The organism is Ensifer sp. Root558 (assembly GCF_001427045.1).
Lineage (GTDB): Bacteria > Pseudomonadota > Alphaproteobacteria > Rhizobiales > Rhizobiaceae > Ensifer > Ensifer adhaerens.
On sequence record NZ_LMGC01000021.1, the window covers coordinates 1 to 20,139 of the forward strand.

Consider the following 20,139-nt stretch of genomic DNA (forward strand, 5'->3'; position numbering starts at 1 on the left):
AAAACCCCAACAGGATAAGCCGAAAGGCCGGAAGCGTGGCTGTCCCTCAATCATCACCTGCATCTCAGTGATCCGTTCTCTCAGCGGACGCGGTCTCTTTCATGCCACCTCCTTTTGCGAAAACACTGCTCGATAAGAGAGGGCGCTGCCCGCCAAAAGGCAAGGGAGCCGCAAAAAGAATCAATCGCCTCCAGGCCGGCCCCTGAGCTTCTTGATCTCCCCGCGACCCGACTTCTCCTTGAGACGCCGCTCGACGGAACCGCGCGTCGGCTTGGTCTTCTTGCGCGGCGGCGGCGGGGGTTCGGCAGCCTTCAGGATCAACTCCTTCAGCCGCTCGCGCGCATCCTCGCGGTTGCGCTCCTGGCTGCGAAAGCGGCTCGCCTCGATCATCAGCACGCCCTCTTTCGAGGCGCGCTTGCCGGCGATCTTCAGGGCGTTGGCCTTGATGCGATCGGAAAGCGCCGGAGACGCCTGGACGTTGAAGAACAGCTGAACGGCGGTCGACACCTTGTTGACGTTCTGCCCGCCCGGGCCACCGGCCAGCACGAATTGCTCCGTCAGCTCCCAGCCGGCAAGGACGATATTGTCGTTTATGTAGAGCGGGTCGCTGGCCATGGTTCACCTCGGCCCGATCTATGGCACAGAGCGAACCCGTTGAAAACACTGCGGCGCCGCGCGTCTCATCAGAGGCGCAAAGGTCGCCGTAGCACTCTGGCTCGCCTTAGATCGAAGAGGATTTAAAGGGACATAGAGCAGACGCGAAAGCGAAAAACCCGGCCACAAGGACCGGGTTTCACGTGAATCATAGCCGACAATGTTTATTCGGCGGCGATCTTCGTACCGGGAGCCGCGTCGCGAACGCTGCCGTCCACATGGCTCTCGAACTTGGCGAAGTTCGTGATGAACATGTCGACCAGGCGGCGGGCCTGTGCGTCATAGGCTGCACCATCGGCCCAGGTCGAGCGTGGGTCGAGGATGCCGTCGTCGACGCCCGGGACCGAGACCGGAACGGCAAAGCCGAAGTTGGCATCGGTGCGCAGTTCCGCAGCGTTCAGCGAGCCGTCAAGCGCGGCCGCGAGCAGAGCGCGCGTTACCTTGATCGGCATGCGGCTGCCGGTGCCGTAGGCGCCGCCGGTCCAGCCCGTGTTCACCAGCCAGCAGGTGACACCGTTCTTGGCGATCAGGTCCTTCAGCAGGTTGCCGTATTCCGACGGGTGACGCGGCATGAACGGTGCGCCGAAGCAGGTCGAGAAGGTGGCTTCCGGCTCGGTAACGCCCTTTTCCGTGCCGGCGACCTTGGCGGTGTAGCCGGAAAGGAAGTGGTACATCGCCTGTTCCGGCGTCAGCTTGGCAATAGGCGGCATCACGCCGAACGCATCGGCGGTCAGCATGATGATGGTGCGCGGCTGCGGTGCGGTGCCGGTGGCGCTGGCATTCGGGATGAAGTCGAGCGGATAGGCGCAACGGGTGTTTTCCGTCAGCGAACCGTCGTCGAAATCAGGAACGCGGCGCTCGTCAAGCACGACGTTTTCCATGACGGTGCCGAAGCGGCGGGTCGTGGCGTAGATTTCCGGCTCGGCGGCTTCCGACAGGCGGATCGCCTTGGCGTAGCAGCCGCCTTCGAAGTTGAAGACGCCCTGCTCGCCCCAGCCGTGCTCGTCGTCGCCGATCAGCGTGCGGGTCGGGTCGGCCGAAAGCGTCGTCTTGCCGGTGCCGGAGAGGCCGAAGAAGATCGCGGTGTCGCCGGCCGGGCCAACGTTTGCCGAGCAGTGCATCGGCATGACGCCCTTCTTCGGCAGCAGGTAGTTGAGAACGGTGAAGACCGACTTCTTCATTTCGCCGGCATAGGACGTGCCGCCGATCAGGATCAGGCCGTTGGTGAAGTCGCAGGCGATGACCGTCTCGGTGCGGCAGCCGTAGCGCTCCGGATCTGCTTTGAAGCTCGGCAGATCGATGATCGTCAGCTTCGGCAGGAAGGAGCCGAGCGCTTCGCGGGCTGGGCGAATCAGCAGATTGCGGATGAACAGCGAATGCCAGGCGTACTCGGTAACGACGCGCGTCGGCAGGGCGTTGTCGGCATCGGCGCCGCCAACCAGGTCCTGCACGTAGAGCGACATGCCTTTGGCGTGCTCAAGCATATCCTTGCGCAGCAGGGCAAAATGCTCCGGAGACATCGGCTTGTTGTTGTCCCACCAGATCTGGTCGTCGGTGTTCGCATCGCGAACGACGAACTTGTCCTTCGGCGAGCGACCGGTGTGCTGGCCGGTACGGGCGACGAGCGCACCGTGTGCCGTCAGCTCAGCCTCGCCGCGGCGAAGAGCTTCCTCATAAAGCTCTGCGGCTTCGAGGTTGTACCGAACCGTTTCCAGGTCGATAAAGCCGAGTTTTTCCAAGCCGTTCGCGAGATTGCGAGTGCCGAGTTGCTCCATGGTCAAGCTTCCTTCGTGTTTGGCCATTGGCGTTGAATTTCGCCGGACCTTACTTGCATGCTCGCTCAAAAACAAGGCGACGTCAAAAAAAGAATAATGATTTCAGTATATTAATCGATTTAAAGAAAATTATCGTTTTTTTAATCGGTTGAAATCGACCTCCCGAACACCGATCTGACAGGACCTATCCTATCGTCACGACAGGTGCTTTTTGGGCTTCGCCACAATTTGTTCCACCTTTATACTCACTAACGCACCCGTGACTCGCGAATGCCGGAGTTTTCGGGGACGGGACCGGCGCCTCAAAAGACGGAGTTGAACACGATGCAGACCATCGCGCTTGTCGATGATGACCGGAATATTCTGACGTCCGTATCCATCGCCCTGGAGGCAGAAGGCTACAAAGTCGAGACCTATACCGACGGCGCTTCCGCGCTCGAAGGCTTGCTCGCCCGGCCGCCGCAGCTTGCGATCTTCGACATCAAGATGCCGCGTATGGACGGCATGGAACTGCTGCGCCGCCTGAGGCAGAAGTCGGACCTGCCAGTGATCTTCCTCACCTCCAAGGATGAAGAGATCGACGAACTCTTCGGCCTGAAGATGGGCGCCGACGACTTCATCACCAAGCCGTTTTCGCAACGCCTTCTGGTCGAACGCGTCAAGGCGATCCTGCGCCGCGCCGCCAACCGCGAAGCCGCGGCCGCCAATCCGAACAATACCGTCAAGGCAACCGACGCGCCGTCGCGCTCGCTCGAGCGTGGGCAGTTGGTGATGGATCAGGAGCGCCACACCTGTACCTGGAAGAGTGAGCCGGTGACCCTGACGGTGACGGAATTCCTCATTCTCCATTCGCTGGCGCAGCGCCCGGGCGTGGTGAAGAGCCGCGACGCACTGATGGACGCTGCCTATGACGAACAGGTCTATGTCGACGACCGCACCATCGACAGCCACATCAAGCGGCTGCGCAAGAAGTTCAAGATGGTCGACAACGACTTCGACATGATCGAGACGCTTTACGGTGTCGGCTATCGTTTCCGGGAGAGTGCCTGAGCCTCGGGGCTTGCCATCGAGCCCAGAGTGGCGCATTTGAAGCGGCGCGATGGTGATGGCCTCATCTGAGGCTCGACACGATCTCCGCCGTCTTCGGATCAAAACCATGGAAGGCGGCGCAACCGGCCGGCAGCGCCGCCGCTATCGAACGATTATGAAGGACAGTCCGCGCGGGAGCGGGACATTTGGTAGAAGTCTTGCACGGCGACATTGAAGACACTGACGGGCGTGCCCAGGCACTGAAGGGCCAGCGCCGCTGGGCGCATCCCTTCACGCTCATTCGTCGTCTCTTCGGCAATGCCGTCTTCTCGAGCCTCACCCGCCGTATCGTCTTCTTCAACCTGGTGGCGCTCGTCGTTCTGGTCGGCGGCATCATGTACCTCAACCAGTTCCGCGAGGGGCTGATCGACGCGCGCGTCGAAAGCCTTTTGACCCAGGGCGAAATCATCGCCGGCGCGATCTCCGCTTCCGCCTCGGTCGATACCAATTCGATCACCATCGATCCCGAAAAGCTGCTGGAACTGCAGGCCGGCCAGAGCATCACGCCGCTGCCGAGCGACGAGGATCTCGACTTCCCGATCATCCAGGAGCGTGTCGCGCCGGTTCTGCGCCGGCTGATCTCGCCGACGCGCACCCGCGCCCGCCTGTTCGACGCGGACGCCGACCTGCTGCTCGATTCGCGCCATCTCTATAGCGGCGGCCAGGTGCTGCGCTTCGACCTGCCGCCGATCGAGCCGGAGGCGACGGGCATCGGCGAAAAGCTCAACAGCTGGCTGAACAAGCTTTTGCAGCCGGGCAACCTGCCGCTCTATAAAGAACCGCCGGGTGGCAACGGCTCGATCTACCCTGAGGTGACCAATGCGCTGACGGGCGTGCGCGGCTATGTCGAGCGCGTTACCGAGAAGGGCGAGCTCATCGTTTCCGTGGCGGTGCCCGTCCAGCGCTTCCGCGCCGTTCTCGGCGTGCTCCTGCTTTCGACCCAGGCCGGCGACATCGACAAGATCGTCCAGGCCGAGCGCCTCGCCATCATCCGCGTCTTCGGCGTCGCGGCGCTCGTCAACATCATCCTGTCGCTGCTTCTGTCGTCGACGATCGCCAATCCGCTGCGCAGGCTTGCGGCAGCAGCGGTGCGCGTGCGCCGCGGCGGCGCCAAGGAGCGCGAGGAAATTCCCGACTTCTCCTCGCGCCAGGACGAGATCGGCAACCTCTCGGTCGCGCTGCGTGAGATGACGACCGCGCTCTATGACCGGATCGCCGCGATCGAAAACTTTGCCGCCGACGTCAGCCACGAGCTGAAAAACCCCCTCACCTCACTGCGTAGCGCCGTCGAGACGCTGCCTTTGGCGCGGACCGACGAATCGAAGAAGCGGCTGATGGACGTCATCCAGCATGACGTCCGCCGTCTCGACCGCCTGATCAGCGATATCTCGGACGCCTCGCGTCTCGACGCGGAACTTGCCCGCAGCGACGCCAAGACGATCGATCTCGAAAAACTCCTCGGCGACCTCGTCGATATCTCGCGACAGGTCCGCAGCAAGAAGAAGGCGGTGCTGCTCGATTTCGTCATCGACCGCAAGGACAGCCCCAAGGCGCGCTTTGCCGTCAGCGGCTACGACCTGCGCATCGGCCAGATCATTACCAACCTGATCGAAAACGCCCGTTCCTTCGTTCCCGAGGACGGCGGGCGGATCGTCGTGCGCCTCACCCGCTCGCGCTCGCGCTGCCTCGTCTATGTCGAGGACAACGGCCCGGGCATCCAGGCCGAAGACATCGACCGCATTTTCGAGCGCTTCTATACCGACCGGCCGGAAGGCGAGGATTTTGGACAGAACTCCGGCCTCGGGCTGTCGATCTCCAGGCAGATCGCCGAAGCCCATGGCGGCACGCTCAAGGCCGAGAACATCGCCGGACCGGATGGCCATATCACCGGCGCGCGCTTCGTCCTGTCCCTGCCCGCCGAGCCGCACGCGTGACAACGGCCCGCGCCAATGTCCACGGCACCGCAATCGTGCTCGGGACACGCGGCTTCCTGCTTACCGGCCCGTCCGGCAGCGGCAAATCCAGACTGGCGCTCGCCTGCATCACGGCCGCCCGGCAGGCCGGACATTTCGCGGCGCTCGTCGCCGACGACCGCGTGGATCTTGCGCTCGAACACGGCCGGATCGTGGCGCGCTGCCCGCCCTCCATTCACGGCCTCATCGAAATCCGCGGCGCCGGCATCGGCACGATCGAAACCGTGCCTGCCGCCGTCATGGACTGGGCCATTCTGCCCGTCGCCGCCCCATTCGACCCGCGGCTACCGCCCGAAGACGAGACATTCCCCCTGCCACTCGGGCGCGTATTGCCGATTGTTCGCGTTCCCGTTGAAGAAGGCGCCCAGGTTCTCAATATTTTGCAGGCGCTCATCGCTGAAAAAATAGGTTTCTAGCCCGATTTACCGTCAGCGCGACCGGAATTTCGGCATTTTTGGCTTGCACTTCCCCTTTTCCTTGCCAAGATGCCCTCCCCAACAGGTGGACGAAATTGCTGCATTGCGATATCTGGCCATCAGTGAATTGCGTGTGCAGTTGGAGCGAAGATACCCATGATCGGACTTGTGCTTGTCACCCATGGCAAGCTGGCTGAGGAATTTCGACATGCGCTTGAGCATGTTGTCGGTCCGCAAAAAGCTATAGAGACCGTCTGCATCGGCCCCGAGGACGACATGGACCAGCGTCGGCAGGATATCCTCGACGCGGTCACCAATGTCGACGAAGGCAACGGCGTCATCATTCTCACCGACATGTTCGGCGGGACCCCCTCCAACCTCGCCATCTCGGTGATGCGCAGCGGCACCGTCGAAGTGATCGCCGGCGTCAACCTGCCGATGCTGATCAAGCTTGCCGGCGTGCGCGGCGAGAGCGACATGGACAAGGCACTTGTCGAGGCCTCCGAGGCCGGGCGGAAATACATCAACGTCGCCAGCCGCGTCCTGAGTGGAAAGTAATGGATCACCGCCCCGACATGTCGCTGACGCGCGAACTGCTGATCATCAACAAGCGGGGCCTGCATGCGCGGGCGTCAGCAAAGTTCGTGCAGACGGTCGAGGCCTATGACGCCGAGATCACCGTTTCGAAGGACGGCATGACCGTTGGCGGAACCTCGATCATGGGGCTGATGATGCTGGCCGCCAGCACCGGCTGCAGCGTTTGCGTGACCGCCAGCGGCGCGCAGGCCGAACAAGCCCTGAACGCGCTCGACGCTCTGGTCGCCGACAAGTTCGGCGAAGAAATCTGACGGCAATATAAAGATATAAAGACTTCTTTATATCGAGGTTGCTCTCCACCCTGAATCCTGATAGATCGGTCGCACTCTCACCGCGTCGTATAGGCGTGGGAGGCATAATCGCGCCGCGGAGATGGCCAAGGCCGCGCGGCTTGAAGAGATCAGCCCGGAGAACTCCATGACCACCACTCAGGACTACATCGTCGCCGACATCGGACTTGCCGATTTCGGGCGCAAGGAAATTGCGATCGCCGAAACGGAAATGCCGGGCCTGATGGCCTGCCGCGAAGAGTTCGGCGCTTCGAAGCCGCTGAAGGGCGCGCGCATCACCGGCTCGCTGCACATGACCATCCAGACCGCCGTCCTCATCGAGACGCTGGTCGCGCTCGGCGCCGACGTACGCTGGGCTTCGTGCAACATCTTCTCGACCCAGGACCACGCCGCAGCCGCGATCGCCGCCAGCGGCGTTCCGGTCTTCGCCGTCAAGGGTGAGACGCTCGAAGAATACTGGACCTACACGGACAAGATCTTCCAGTGGGCCGACGGTGGCGTCTCGAACATGATCCTCGACGATGGTGGCGACGCCACCATGTACATCCTGCTCGGCGCCCGCGCCGAAGCCGGCGAGGACGTGCTCTCCAACCCGGGCTCCGAGGAAGAAGAAATCCTCGTCGCGCAGATCAAGAAGCGGCTTGCCGCTTCGCCGGGCTGGTTCACCAAGCAGCGCGACGCCATCAAGGGCGTGACCGAGGAAACCACCACCGGCGTCAACCGCCTCTACCAGCTCCAGGCCAAGGGCCTGCTGCCCTTCCCGGCGATCAACGTCAACGACAGCGTCACCAAGTCGAAGTTCGACAACAAGTACGGCTGCAAGGAATCGCTGGTCGACGGCATCCGCCGCGGCACCGACGTGATGATGGCCGGCAAGGTCGCCGTCGTCTGCGGTTACGGCGACGTCGGCAAGGGTTCGGCCGCCTCGCTTTCCGGCGCCGGCGCCCGCGTCAAGGTCACTGAAATCGACCCGATCTGCGCGCTCCAGGCCGCCATGGACGGCTTCGAAGTCGTCCAGCTCGAAGACGTCGTCTCCTCGGCCGACATCTTCATCACGACGACCGGCAACAAGGACGTCATCCGCATGGACCACATGCGCGAGATGAAGGACATGGCGATCGTCGGCAACATCGGCCACTTCGACAACGAGATCCAGGTCTCGGCTCTGCGTAACCTGAAGTGGACGAACATCAAGCCGCAGGTCGACATGATCGAGTTCCCGAAGGGCAATCGCATGATCCTGCTTTCGGAAGGTCGCCTGCTCAACCTCGGCAACGCCACCGGTCACCCGTCCTTCGTGATGTCGGCCTCGTTCTCCAACCAGGTCCTGGCCCAGATCGAGCTCTTCACCAAGGGTGAGAAGTACAAGAACGAAGTCTACGTCCTGCCCAAGGCGCTCGACGAGAAGGTCGCTCGGCTGCACCTCAAGAAGCTCGGCGCCAAGCTTTCGGAACTTTCCGAAGAGCAGGCCGACTACATCGGCGTGAAGACGCAGGGTCCGTTCAAGGCTGAGCACTACCGGTACTAATCCTTACCCGGGCAATCCACAACATCTTGTGGCCGCGTTCTTGACAAGAGAGCGCGGCCGCTTTTTTGGGCCTCTCCCTTCCCGACGATTCGACTAGGAAGTATGCTCTAACCCATTGATTCGTGATGCCGGTGCGGACCTTGGGCATCGCGGATGGGATGTCTTGTCGAATTAGCGGCAAACAGACGGAGACAGACCGGGGATGCAATCGGAACTGACGCGGACCCTTGAACAGGGCCCCGGTGGAACTGTGCAAGGCGCAGCAAGGCCGGCAGCACCCTTCGGACAGACGGGGATGGCAGCGCCATGAACAAAGACCACACAGATTTTCCGGCCATCCGCCGCAAGGGTCCGAAATTCCTGCGCCGCCTTTTGGCCGGCACCGCCCTTTTCACCGCCACGGATGCTCTCGCCCAGGTTGTCCCGCAAAAGGCCGGCATCTTCGGCTCGTCGGAGGTCGTCACCTTTTCCGTGCTGATCGGCGTCATTTCCGCTGCGATGATCTCGGCGATCTGGCTGATCCGCCAGCGCGGCAACATCGAGGCGGAAAACCGCGAGCTTAGGTCCGACCTTTCCGACGCCAACCAGCGCCTCTCGCGCTACCAAGCGCTGGTCGCCGACAAGAACCGCCGGATCGTCATCTGGGACGGGCTTCTCGAACGCGCCGAACTGCTCGGCCAGCTGCCGGCGGAAACCGGCGCGCCTTCCGACGACCGCGACTTCCTGGCCTTCGGCCGCTGGGTCAAGGCGCAGTCTGCAGGCGAGCTCGAAAAATCGATCGAGGCGCTTCGCACCCAGGCGCGCAGCTTCGATCTCGTCATCGAAACGCAGCGCAATGAAGTGCTGGAAGCCCAGGGACGCGTTTCCGGCGGCCGCGCCTTTGTGCGCTTCATCGCGCTCAACAACATGCGGGCGGAGCTCGCCGAACTGAAGCTCGAACACGACCGGCTCAATATCGCTCTTCGCTCCTTCCATACACTCCTCGACGCAATCGACCTGCCCGTCTGGCAGCGCGGCACCGACGGCGCGCTCGTCTGGGTCAACGAAGCCTATGCCGACGCCGTCGAGGCACCCGATGTCGCCACCGCCGTCGCGGAAAAGCGCGAGTTGCTTGCGACCGTTGCGCGTGAAAAGATCCGGTCGGTCTCGACGTTCGATACGCCTTTCCACGACAAGGTCTCGACCGTCGTGCGCGGCAACCGCACCTTCTTCGACGTCGTCGACGCCCGCAGCGCCGCCGGTTCGGCCGGTATCGCAGTCGATATTTCGGGGATCGAGGCCGTGCGCGAAGAGCTCAACCGCACGCTCAAGAGCCATGCGGAAACGCTCGACCATCTGGCGACGCCCGTCGCGATCTTCGACGGCAACCAGCGTCTGCAGTTCTACAACCAGGCCTTCCAGCGCCTGTGGAACCTCGATATCGGCTTCCTGGAGCGCAAGCCGGACAATGGCGAAGTGCTCGATCGGCTGCGCGCCGGCGGCCAGCTGCCGGAACAGCTCAACTGGAAACAGTGGAAGGCGAACGCACTATCGGTCTACCAGGCGCTCGATACACAGAGCGACCTTTGGCACCTGCCGAACGGACAGACATTGCGCGTCTTTGCCACCGCCCGCCCGCAGGGCGGCGTTACCTGGGTGTTCGAGAACCTGACCGAGAAGGTCGACCTCGAAACGCGCTACAACACCCTCGTCCAGGTCCAGGGCGAAACCATCGATCACCTGGCCGAAGGCGTAGCGGTGTTCGGCCCGGACGGCCGCATCCGCCTGTCGAACCCGGCGTTTCGCGCGATCTGGGGCATCAGCGAGGCTGAAGCCAAACCCGGTACGCATATCAAGGCGATCGAGCAGGCCTGCCTGATCTCCTACGACCAGCCCGACGGCTGGAAGCGTTTCACCCACATCATCACCAGCTTCGACGACGAGCGGCCCTCCAGCCGCGGCATTCTCGAACTCAGGACCGGGCTGATTCTCGACTACGCGGTCATCCCGCTGCCGAACGCCCAGACGATGCTGACCTTCGTCAACATTACCGACAGCGTCCGGGTCGAGCGCGCGCTCACCGAAAAGAATGAGGCGCTGCGCAAGGCCGATGCGTTGAAGAACGACTTCGTCCACCACGTCTCCTACGAGCTGCGCTCGCCGCTCACCAACATCATCGGTTTCGCCGATCTCTTGAAGACGCCTGCGTTCGGCGACCTCAACGAGCGCCAGGCAGAGTATGTCGACCATATCGCCACGTCGTCGTCGCTGCTTCTGACGATCGTCAACGACATCCTCGATCTTGCGACCGTCGACGCCGGCATCGTCCAGCTCGACCTTGCCGACATCAGCCTCACCGATTTCCTCGACGACATCGCGTATCAGATGGCCGACCGTCTGACCGAAAGCGGAGTGACGCTCCGGATCGCCGCACCTGATAATCTCGGCCGGATGGTCGCCGATCAGCAGCGCCTGAAGCAGATCTTCGTCAAGCTGCTCACCAATGCCGCGAACTTCGCCCCCGATGGCAGCGTCATCGAACTGGCGTGCCGCCGCGAGGGCAGCGACTTCATCTTCTCGGTCTCCGACAGCGGCCCCGGCATTCCGCAGGACGTGCTCGACACGGTCTTCAACCGCTTTGAAAGCCACGGTCAGCGCGGCGGCGCCGGCCTCGGGCTTTCGATCGTCGAGAGCTTCGTCAGCCTGCATCACGGCACGGTCTCGATCCGCAGCAAGGAAGGCGAAGGCACGGAAGTGACCTGCCGCATCCCTTCGGCCGACGTGCCGTCCACCGTCGCGGCCGAATGATGCCGGCGATCGAGCGCCATCTTGCAAACGAGGCGGCAACGATCGAGCTTGGTGAGGACCTGGCGCTCGCCCTGAAGCCTGGCGACTGCGTCGCTCTTTCGGGCGATCTCGGCGCCGGCAAATCCACACTGGCGCGCGCCTTTCTGAGAGCCGTCGCCGATGACGACGGCCTGGAAGTGCCGAGCCCGACCTTCACGCTGGTCCAGAGCTACGACTTGCGCATACCCGTCGCGCATTTCGACCTTTACCGGCTGGCCGATTCCAGCGAGCTCGACGAACTGGGCTTCGATGAAGCCCTGTCGCAGGGCATCTGCCTGGTCGAATGGCCGGAACGGGCGGACGACGCCCTCCCCTCACGTCGCATCACGCTTGCGATCACCCACGAGAAGGACGGGCGACGCGTCGGGATTTCGGCGCCTGATGACACGCTGCAGCGCATCGCCCGAACGCTTTCGATCCGCGAGTTTCTCGATACGAACGGACATTCCAAGGCGCGGCGGCGGCACCTGAGCGGCGACGCCTCGATCCGGGCCTATGAGCGCATTTACCCGGCGGACGGCTCCGTTAGCCGGATTCTGATGGATTCGCCGCGGCACAAGCCGGGCCCGATCCTTCAGGACGGAAAGTACTATCAGCAGCTGGCGCATATCGCCGAAGATGTCGTTCCCTTCGTCGCCGTCGACCAGATGCTCATTGCCCGCGGCTTCGCGGCACCTGAAATCTACGCCCGCGACATCGACCAGGGCGTCCTCTTGATCGAAGATCTGGGCTCGGACGGCGTTCTCGATGCGGACGGAGAGCCGATCGACGAACGCTACATCGAGAGCGCGCGGCTGCTTGCTCGCCTGCACGCGGAACCGGCCGAGGCCGAGATCAAGGTCGAGCCGACTGTGATCCACCGCATTCCGGATTTCGACCGGACGGCGATGAAGATCGAGACGCGGCTTTTGACCGACTGGTATCTGCCCTGGAAACGCGGCGCGCCGGCAAGCGACGACGAGAAGCGCGAATATGGAGAGATCTGGGACGGCCTGATCGACCTCCTGCAGACATCCGAAACGAACCTGCTGCTGCGCGATTTTCACTCGCCGAACATCATCTGGCGCGGGGAACGCGAAGGTCTGAACCGGATCGGCCTCATCGATTTCCAGGACGCAATGATCGGTCCGACTGCCTATGACGTCGCGTCCTTGGTTCAAGATGCCCGCGTCACCATCCCGCCTTCGCTCGCAAGCCGGATGATGGACGCCTATCTCGCCGAACGGCGCGCGGGTGGTAGCTTCGACGAGGCTATGTTCCTTCGCGACTGGCACCTGATGTCGGCGCAGCGCAACTGCAAGCTCGTCGGCATCTGGGTGCGGCTGATGCAGCGCGACGGCAAGTCCGGCTACATGAAGCACATGCCGCGCACTTTCGCCTATCTTCAGGCGGCGCTTTCACATGAATCGCTGAAACCCTTGCACGACTGGTGTATGAAGACCGGAATCCTCGTTTCCGAATCAGCGAACTGACAGAGAATCAATGTCGATCAGCAATGCGATGGTGCTCGCCGCGGGCCTCGGCACCCGTCTTCGTCCGATCACCAACACCATGCCAAAGCCGCTCGTCGAGATCGCCGGCAAGCCGATGATCGACTACGTGCTGGACCTCCTGGTGGAGGCCGGCGTCAGCACGGCCGCGGTCAACGTGCATCATTTCGCCGACCTGATGGAAGGCCATCTCAGCCAACGCAGCGCCCCGGAGATCGTGATTTCGGACGAGCGCGAGGCGCTGATGAATTCCGGCGGCGGTCTCGCCAAGGGGCTGAAACTGCTGCCGGAGGGGCCGGTTCTGGTGATGAATGCCGATCTCTTCTGGGTCGGCGAGCCCAAGGGCAAGCCCAGCAACCTGACGCGCCTGGCCGCCGCCTTCGACGCGGAGCGCATGGACATGCTGCTCCTTTGCGTGCGCGACGAGGATACGACCGGCCACAACGGCAAGCGGGATTTCTCGCTGGGTGACGACGGCAAGCTCACGCGCTACGCCGAAGGCCTGCCGAACCCGGTGGTCTATGCCGGCGCGATCGCGCTTCACTCCCGGCTTTTTGCCGACGCGCCCGACGACGCCTTCAATCTCAACATCTACTTCGATCGCGCCGCCGAAGAAGGCCGTCTTTACGGCCTGCTGCTCGACGGTCACTGGATGACGGTCGGAACGCCCGAGGCGATCGGCGAAGCGGAGGCGGCGATCCGCCGCCTCCAGCCGGAGGGATGAGCGTGCGTGGCCGCCGGTCCAACGTCTTCACGATCCCGCCCGGCCTCCCCTTCCTGAAGACGCTCGCCGAAAAGCTTTGCGACGGTAGCCTGACGCCGGACTTCCGCTACGACCCGGCCGATCCCCTGCCGCTTGCCGGCGTGACGATCTTCGTGCCAACGCGGCGCTCGGCCCGTGTGCTCCGGTCCGAGTTCGTCGACCTGCTCGGCGGCCGCTCCACCATCCTGCCCACGATCAAGGCGCTCGGCGAGACCGATGACGACAGCGGCTTCTTCGATGCCGAGGTGCCGGCGATCCTCGATCTCGCCCCGCCCCTGCCCGGGACCGCACGCCTGATCGAGCTTGGCCGGCTTATCCTCGCCTGGCGCAACCGGCTGCCGAAGGTGGTGCTCGACATCCATGCGGAGAGCCCGCTGATTGCGCCGGCAAGCCCTGCCGATGCGATCTGGCTCGCGCGCAATCTTGCCGACCTCATCGACGCGATGGAGACGGAAGAGCTCGACTGGGACAAGCTCGACAAGCTCGATGCCGGCGAGCACGCCCTCTGGTGGCAGCTGACGCTCGAATTCCTGAAGATTGCCCGCAGCTACTGGCCGGAACGGCTGGAGGAACTGAAACAATCCTCGCCCGCGCGCCACCGCAACGCCATCCTGCAGGCCGAGACGCAGCGCATCGCCGCCGGCAAGATCGAGGGCCCGATCATCATTGCCGGTTCGACCGGCTCCATTCCCGCAACGGCCACGCTGATTGCCGCCGTGCAGAAGCTGCCCAACGGTACGATCGTGCTGCCTGGCCTCGACCAGACGATGAGCGAGGCCGAATGGCACATGATCGTCGCCGACGCCGCCCTTGACGGCAGGCCGGACCCGGCAAGCCGCAGCCACCCGCAATACGGCTTTTACAGGCTGCTGAAACGCATGGGCGTACTGCGGCCCGACGTGACCGCCCTGGCTGTCGCCGAGGTCGACCTCGACGTCCGTGCCGAGATCCTGTCGCACGCTCTTCTGCCGGCCAAGGCGACCAATGCATGGACCGCGATGCGCAGCGAGCTGGATCCGGCGTTGCTGCAGCAAGCCTTCCAGGATGCAGCCCTCATCGAAACCGCCAACGAACGCGAGGAAGCGGCCGCGATCGCGGTCGCCTTGCGGCTCGCGCTCGAAGGCAGCGACGAGAGCCAGGCAGCGCTGATCACGCCGGACCGCAATCTCGCACGGCGGGTCGGCGCCGAGCTTGCCCGCTTCGGCATCGAGGCCGACGATTCCGCCGGTACGCCTCTCATCGCGACGCCGCAGGGCAGCCTGCTGCGGCTGCTGCTAGAAGCATGCCTGCGCCCCGGCGATCCCGTGCCGTTCGTCGCGCTGCTCAAGCATCCGCTGGCGCGCTTCGGGCTTTCCCGCGACAGGATGCGCGAAGGGGCCGACGCGCTGGAACGCATGGCACTGCGTGGCAGCACCGCGACGGTCGATCTGCTGGTCCTCGGATCCGTGCTCGACGCGGCGATCGTCCGGCACAAGACCGATCGCCATCCACCGGAATGGCGCATCGGCATCGGGGATGACGCGCTTGAGGCGGCCCGCGACGTGGCGGCGAAGATCGGTCTCGCGGTGGCACCGCTCGCCTCAGCGCTGACGCGAAGCCGGGACGGAAGCCGCGTGTTCTCGGACGAATTTACCTTTGCCGACTGGGCGATGCGCACCGGCGAGGCCCTGGAAGCGGCCTCAGCCGACGAGCGTGGCGACCTCGGTGGGCTTTGGTCCGGAGAGGCCGCCGATACGCTCGCAACTCTCCTTCGCGGCATCATCGAAACCGACGGCCAGATGACCGCGGACGGGCCGCAATGGTGCGATGTCGTCGAAGCCCTATCGGCCAGCGCCGCGGTCAAGCCTCGCTCCATGCGCCATCCGCGGGTGTTCATCTTCGGCGCGCTGGAATCGCGCCTGCAGAGCATGGACCTGGTGGTTCTCGGCGGCCTGAACGAAGGCAATTGGCCGGGCCAGACGGCCAACGATCCGTTCCTGTCGCGCACCATGAAGACGGGGATCGGTCTTGAGCCGCCTGAACGACGCATCGGCCAGCTTGCGCACGACTTCCAGATGGCCTGCGGCACAAGGCGGCTGATCTTCACCCGCTCGATGCGCCAGGGCGCAGCACCCACCGTCGCCTCGCGCTGGCTGCAGCGGCTGCTGGCGCTCGGCGGCGAACGGCTGACGCGAGCGCTGCACGCCAATGGCGCCGACTATCTCGCCTGGGCCCGCATGCTCGACGACGGCGGCCGCCAGCCGCTGGCCGAGCGTCCCGCCCCCAAGCCGCCGGCGGACCTACAGCCGCGCAAGTACTCTTTCAGCGAAGTGTCGCGGCTACGGCGCGACCCCTACGCGATCTATGCGCGACGCATCCTTCGGCTGGATCCGCTGCTGCCGTTCAACAGTGACCCCGGCCCGGCCGAGCGCGGCACGCTTTACCACCAGATCGTCGAGCGTTTCGTACGCGCCGGCGTCGATCTGATGTTGCCGGCGGCGGAAGAGGTCATGCACCGGCTGCTGAACGAGGCTTTCGACGAGGCGCGACTGCCCACCCATATCGACACGATCTGGCGGCCGCGCTTTGCCGCCGTCGGCTTGGCCTTCATCAAATGGGAACGGGACCGCGCCCGCTTCATCCGCCGGTCGCGCACCGAAGTGGCGGCATCGATGGAGCTCGGCGTCGCCGACATGCGGCTGACCGGCATTGCCGACCGGCTCGATACGCTGACCGACGGCAGCGTCGAGATCGTCGACTACAAGACCGGCTCCAGCCCATCGACCAAGGAAGCGCGCGTCCTGCTCGACCCGCAGCTCGCGCTGGAAGCCGCGGCCCTCAAGGCCGGCGCCTTTAAGGACATGCCGCCCAGCCACCCACAGTCGCTGCTCTATGTCCGGCTCAAACCGGGCGCGCGCTTCAAACCGGAAGCGGTCAACAACGAAGGCAGCAAGTCGAAGGAGACGAAGTCGGCCGATCAGCTTGCGGACGAGTCGCTTGCCGAACTCAGGAAGCTGCTAAGCGCGCTGCTTTCGGGCAAGCATGGCTTTGCCTCGCGCGTGATTGTTCAGAAAGAGCGCGATTATGGCGGCGAATACGACCATCTGGCACGCGTAGCCGAATGGTCGACGGCCGACAGCGAAGAGGAGGATGGCGATGAGGGATGACGACCTCGGCCCCGAACAGGCGACGCCTCAAAGCTGGCTCGACTGGACCTCGCGCCGGCAGTCGCTGGCTTCGGACCCGGACCGCTCCGCCTGGGTGTCGGCCAATGCCGGCTCCGGCAAGACCCACGTGCTGACCCAGCGGGTGATACGGCTGCTGCTTGCCGGCTGCCGCCCCTCGGCGATCCTCTGCCTCACCTATACCAAGGCGGCGGCCTCCGAAATGTCGAATCGCGTGTTCGAACGGCTGGCCGAATGGGTAACGCTCGACGACGCGACGCTCGAAAAGCGGATCGAGGCGATTGAGGGCGAGCGGCCCGGGCGCTTGAAGCTGCAGGAGGCGCGGCGCCTGTTCGCCCGCGCGCTGGAGACCCCGGGCGGCCTGAAGATCCAGACGATCCATGCCTTTTGCGAGGCGCTGCTGCACCAGTTTCCGCTGGAGGCCAATGTCGCCGGCCATTTCTCGGTTCTCGACGATCGCGCGGCTGCGGTTCTGCTTGCCGATGCGCGCCGGCTGCTGCTGACCGCGACCGCGGCCAAGGACGATCCGGCTCTTGCCCACGCCTTTGCCACCGTGCTCGACATCGCCGACGATACCGGCCTGGAAAAGCTGCTGGCCGCAATCGTCGAAAACCGAACCGCGATCCAGGTCTTCCTCGAACATGCCGACGGGCTCGGCGGCACCGAGGCCGAGCTGCGCCGGGCGCTGAAGCTTTCGCCGGGGGAAAGCGTCGATGGCGCCATGGCGACGATCTGGCCCTTGGCGGGCTTGAACGGCGCGGCGCTCGAAAGGTACTTCTCGCTCGCCACCAGCGTCGGCGGCACGAAGGTGCTCGACTTTGCGGAGGGGCTGAGGACCGTTTCGAAGATGACGGATCTCAGCGCGCGCTATGACGGGCTCAGGCATCTGTTCTTCACCGGCACGGGCAAGCCGCGGGCGCAATCCGCCTTCCTCAACAAGGCGATGCAGCAGGCTGCCCCCGATCTCATTGACCTCGTGGACGAGGCCTATCGCCATGTCGTCGCCTGCATCGATCACATCAGCATCCTCAGGATGTTCGAGGCGACGCTGGCGGCGCTGACGCTCGCCGAGCGGCTGAATGCCGACTACGAGGAACTGAAGCGACGCCGCAGCCAGCTCGATTTCGAGGACCTGATCAACCGCACGGCGGCGCTCTTTGCCCGCGGCGACGTCAGCGCCTGGGTACACTACAAGCTCGACCAGGGCATCGACCATATCCTCGTCGACGAGGCGCAGGACACCAGCCCGGCGCAGTGGACGATCATCCAGGCGCTGGCTTCCGACTTTTTCTCGGGCGAGAGCGCACGCGGTACTGCCCGCACGATGTTTGCTGTCGGTGACGAGAAACAGTCGATCTACTCCTTCCAGGGCGCCCGTCCGGAGCGGTTTTCGCGCGAGAGCCAGGAGACCGAACGGCGGGTGCGCGACGGCGGCAAGGCTTTCGAGCCCATCCGCCTGCAGCTCTCCTTCCGCTCGACCGTCGACGTGCTTTCGGCCGTTGACGCCGTCTTTGCCAATCCGGCGCATGCGCGAGGCCTCAGCGCCCGCAACGAGCCCGTGGTGCATGCTTCGAACCGCATCGGCCATCCCGGCGCCGTCGACATCTGGGACGTGATTGCCGCCGAACCGGTGGATACAGACGAGGAATGGACCGCCGCCTTCGACGCAACGCCGGAGAGTGCGCCGGTCAACATCCTCGCCCGCCGGATCGCAGCCACGCTGGAAAGCTGGATCGGCAAGGAGACGATCGTCGAGAAGGGCGTTCGCCGGCCGATGCGCCCGGGCGACGTGATCGTACTGGTCCGCAAGCGCGACGCCTTCGTCAATGCTCTGACGAGAGCACTCAAGCGCCGCAACAACATTCCGGTCGCCGGCGCCGACCGGTTGGTGCTCACCAAGCATATTGCCGTCCAGGACCTGCTCGCCCTCGGGCGGTTCGTGCTGTTGCCGCAGGACGACCTGTCGCTGGCCGCGCTGATGAAAAGCCCGCTGTTCAACCTCGGCGAAGACGCGCTGTTCGAACTCGCGGCGCGGCGCGGCGAAGGCGAAAGCCTCTGGGAGAGGCTGCAGCATGAAGCCGATGACGGTATCCTGTTTCACCAGACGGCGCGAACGCTGAAATCCTACATGGCGCTCGCAAGCCAGCTGGCGCCGCATGACTTCTATGCCCGCGTCCTCGGCGTGCATGGCGGCCGCGCCGCCTTTCTCGCGCGCCTCGGCACCGAGGTCAGCGACATTCTCGACGAGTTCCTGACCTTCGCGCTCGACCAGGAAAGAAGCGGCCTGCCCGGCCTGCAGGCCTTCGTCTCGACGCTGGAAATGGAAGCGCCGACGGTCAAGCGCGAGCAGGACAAGGAACGCGACGAAGTCCGGATCATGACCGTGCACGCGGCCAAGGGCCTGGAAGCGCCAGTCGTCTTCCTCGCCGATGGCGGCGGGGCGGCGTTCAGCAACCAGCATGTGCCCTCTCTTCGCTTCCTGGAGCTTGCCCAGAGAGACGGCACCGTCCTGCCGCTTCCGGTGTGGCGCGCGCCGGGCGCGGAATCGAACTCGCTCATCACCGCCGACGGCGAGCGGCTGAAGACGCTGGCTGAGGAAGAATATCGTCGCCTGCTCTATGTCGGCATGACCCGCGCCGCCGACCGCCTGATCGTCTGCGGTTATCGCGGCCAGCGGGCCGTTACCGATACATGGCACGCTATGGTTCAGGCGAGCCTTGCCGGAGACGAGAGCGGCCGCGGCCACCCGACCAGTTTTCACGCCGGCGGCGAGGAATGGTCCGGCCATGCCTGGCGCGAGAAGCAGCTCGAACGCGATCTGCCCTCCGGCGATGCGCGCTCGGCCGATTCGGGCCGTCCCGCCACCGCCCTGCCAAAGGCGCTTTCGACGCCACTGCCGCCGCAAAAACAGCTGCCGCGGCCGCTCAGTCCTTCCGGCGTCGGCATCGCGGTTGACGAGGACGATGGCGATGCGCTCGTCGGCTCGGCTCTTTTCTCAGAAAAGGCCCCGGCAAACCTCTCGATGCTGCGCGGCGCCATCCTGCACCGCCTGCTGCAGGTTCTGCCCTCGATGGCGGGAGACGATCGCCGGGCCGCGGCCGAACGCTATCTCGAGCGATCCGTGCCCAGTTGGCCTTCAGAACAACGCGCCGCACTGATCGCCAGCATCGAAACCGTGCTCGACCATCCGGACCTCGGCGCAGTTTTCTCGGTGAGCAGCCGGGCCGAGGTTTCGGTCATGGGTACGCTGACGCTCGGCAAGCGTGAGCACGCGGTTTCAGGCCGGATCGACCGGCTGGCCGTCCGCGATGGCGTCGTGACGATTGCGGACTTCAAGACCAACAGGCAGGTGCCGGCATCGCCTAACGACATTCCCTTCGCCTACACGGCGCAGCTTGCCATCTACCGCGCGCTCCTGCAGCCGCTTTATCCGGCGCATGCGTTTCGGTGTGTGCTGATCTTCACCGAGGGGCCGGCAATCCACGTCGTTCCCGACCAGGCACTCGACAGGAGCCTTGAAGACCTCGCAACAAAGTGAGATACCCGATATTGAAAATCCAGCGGTGCCTTCTCA

At 64.2% G+C, this 20,139-nt stretch carries 13 protein-coding genes; 11 read left to right on the forward strand and 2 right to left on the reverse strand.

What is annotated here, in order from left to right:
* Positions 1-180: 180 nt before the first annotated feature.
* Both arfB and ASD63_RS19460 read right to left on the reverse strand, forming a co-directional pair.
* Positions 181-615 (reverse strand): alternative ribosome rescue aminoacyl-tRNA hydrolase ArfB, encoded by a 435-nt coding sequence (gene arfB / locus ASD63_RS19455; protein WP_034801693.1) that lies wholly within the window; start codon positions 613-615, stop codon positions 181-183.
* 203 nt (positions 616-818) lie between these two features.
* Positions 819-2,429, reverse strand: a complete 1,611-nt coding sequence (locus tag ASD63_RS19460; RefSeq protein ID WP_034801700.1) for a phosphoenolpyruvate carboxykinase — start codon at positions 2,427-2,429, stop codon at positions 819-821.
* Between the two features lie 324 nt (positions 2,430-2,753).
* On the opposite strand from ASD63_RS19460, the gene chvI reads away from it, so the two are divergent.
* The 11 genes from chvI to addA all read left to right on the forward strand — a co-directional run bounded on the left by chvI (position 2,754) and on the right by addA (position 20,103).
* Positions 2,754-3,479, forward strand: a complete 726-nt coding sequence (gene chvI / locus ASD63_RS19465) for a two-component system response regulator ChvI (protein ID WP_034801691.1) — start codon at positions 2,754-2,756, stop codon at positions 3,477-3,479.
* 239 nt (positions 3,480-3,718) lie between these two features.
* Positions 3,719-5,452, forward strand: coding sequence for a sensor histidine kinase (locus ASD63_RS19470; protein ID WP_218685636.1), 1,734 nt, complete (start codon positions 3,719-3,721; stop codon positions 5,450-5,452).
* The gene (locus ASD63_RS19475; protein ID WP_034801686.1) at positions 5,449-5,907 is read left to right on the forward strand and encodes a serine kinase; all 459 of its coding nucleotides are present in this window, start codon (positions 5,449-5,451) and stop codon (positions 5,905-5,907) included. The genes ASD63_RS19470 and ASD63_RS19475 overlap by 4 nt, the downstream gene beginning before the upstream one ends.
* A 156-nt stretch (positions 5,908-6,063) precedes the next feature.
* Positions 6,064-6,465, forward strand: a complete 402-nt coding sequence (locus ASD63_RS19480; RefSeq protein ID WP_034801684.1) for a PTS sugar transporter subunit IIA — start codon at positions 6,064-6,066, stop codon at positions 6,463-6,465.
* Positions 6,465-6,755 carry an HPr family phosphocarrier protein gene (locus tag ASD63_RS19485; protein WP_034801682.1) on the forward strand — a complete coding sequence of 97 codons (291 nt, stop codon included), beginning with the start codon at positions 6,465-6,467 and terminating at the stop codon, positions 6,753-6,755. Before ASD63_RS19480 ends, ASD63_RS19485 begins: the two co-directional genes overlap by 1 nt.
* A gap of 166 nt (positions 6,756-6,921) precedes the next feature.
* Positions 6,922-8,322, forward strand: a complete 1,401-nt coding sequence (ahcY, locus tag ASD63_RS19490; RefSeq protein ID WP_034801698.1) for an adenosylhomocysteinase — start codon at positions 6,922-6,924, stop codon at positions 8,320-8,322.
* 306 nt (positions 8,323-8,628) lie between these two features.
* Entirely contained in the window at positions 8,629-11,109 is a 2,481-nt protein-coding gene (locus tag ASD63_RS19495) for a PAS domain-containing sensor histidine kinase (RefSeq protein WP_051659589.1), read from the forward strand.
* Entirely contained in the window at positions 11,109-12,620 is a 1,512-nt protein-coding gene (tsaE, locus tag ASD63_RS19500) for a tRNA (adenosine(37)-N6)-threonylcarbamoyltransferase complex ATPase subunit type 1 TsaE (RefSeq protein WP_082572943.1), read from the forward strand. Before ASD63_RS19495 ends, tsaE begins: the two co-directional genes overlap by 1 nt.
* Before the next feature lie 10 nt (positions 12,621-12,630).
* Positions 12,631-13,362 carry a nucleotidyltransferase family protein gene (locus ASD63_RS19505; protein ID WP_034801678.1) on the forward strand — a complete coding sequence of 244 codons (732 nt, stop codon included), beginning with the start codon at positions 12,631-12,633 and terminating at the stop codon, positions 13,360-13,362.
* A gap of 2 nt (positions 13,363-13,364) precedes the next feature.
* Entirely contained in the window at positions 13,365-16,547 is a 3,183-nt protein-coding gene (gene addB, locus ASD63_RS19510; RefSeq protein WP_234798716.1) for a double-strand break repair protein AddB, read from the forward strand.
* A complete protein-coding gene (addA, locus tag ASD63_RS19515) occupies positions 16,537-20,103 on the forward strand; it encodes a double-strand break repair helicase AddA (protein WP_060529773.1) in 3,567 nt (1,188 codons plus the stop codon). Before addB ends, addA begins: the two co-directional genes overlap by 11 nt.
* The last annotated feature ends 36 nt before the right edge of the window (positions 20,104-20,139 follow it).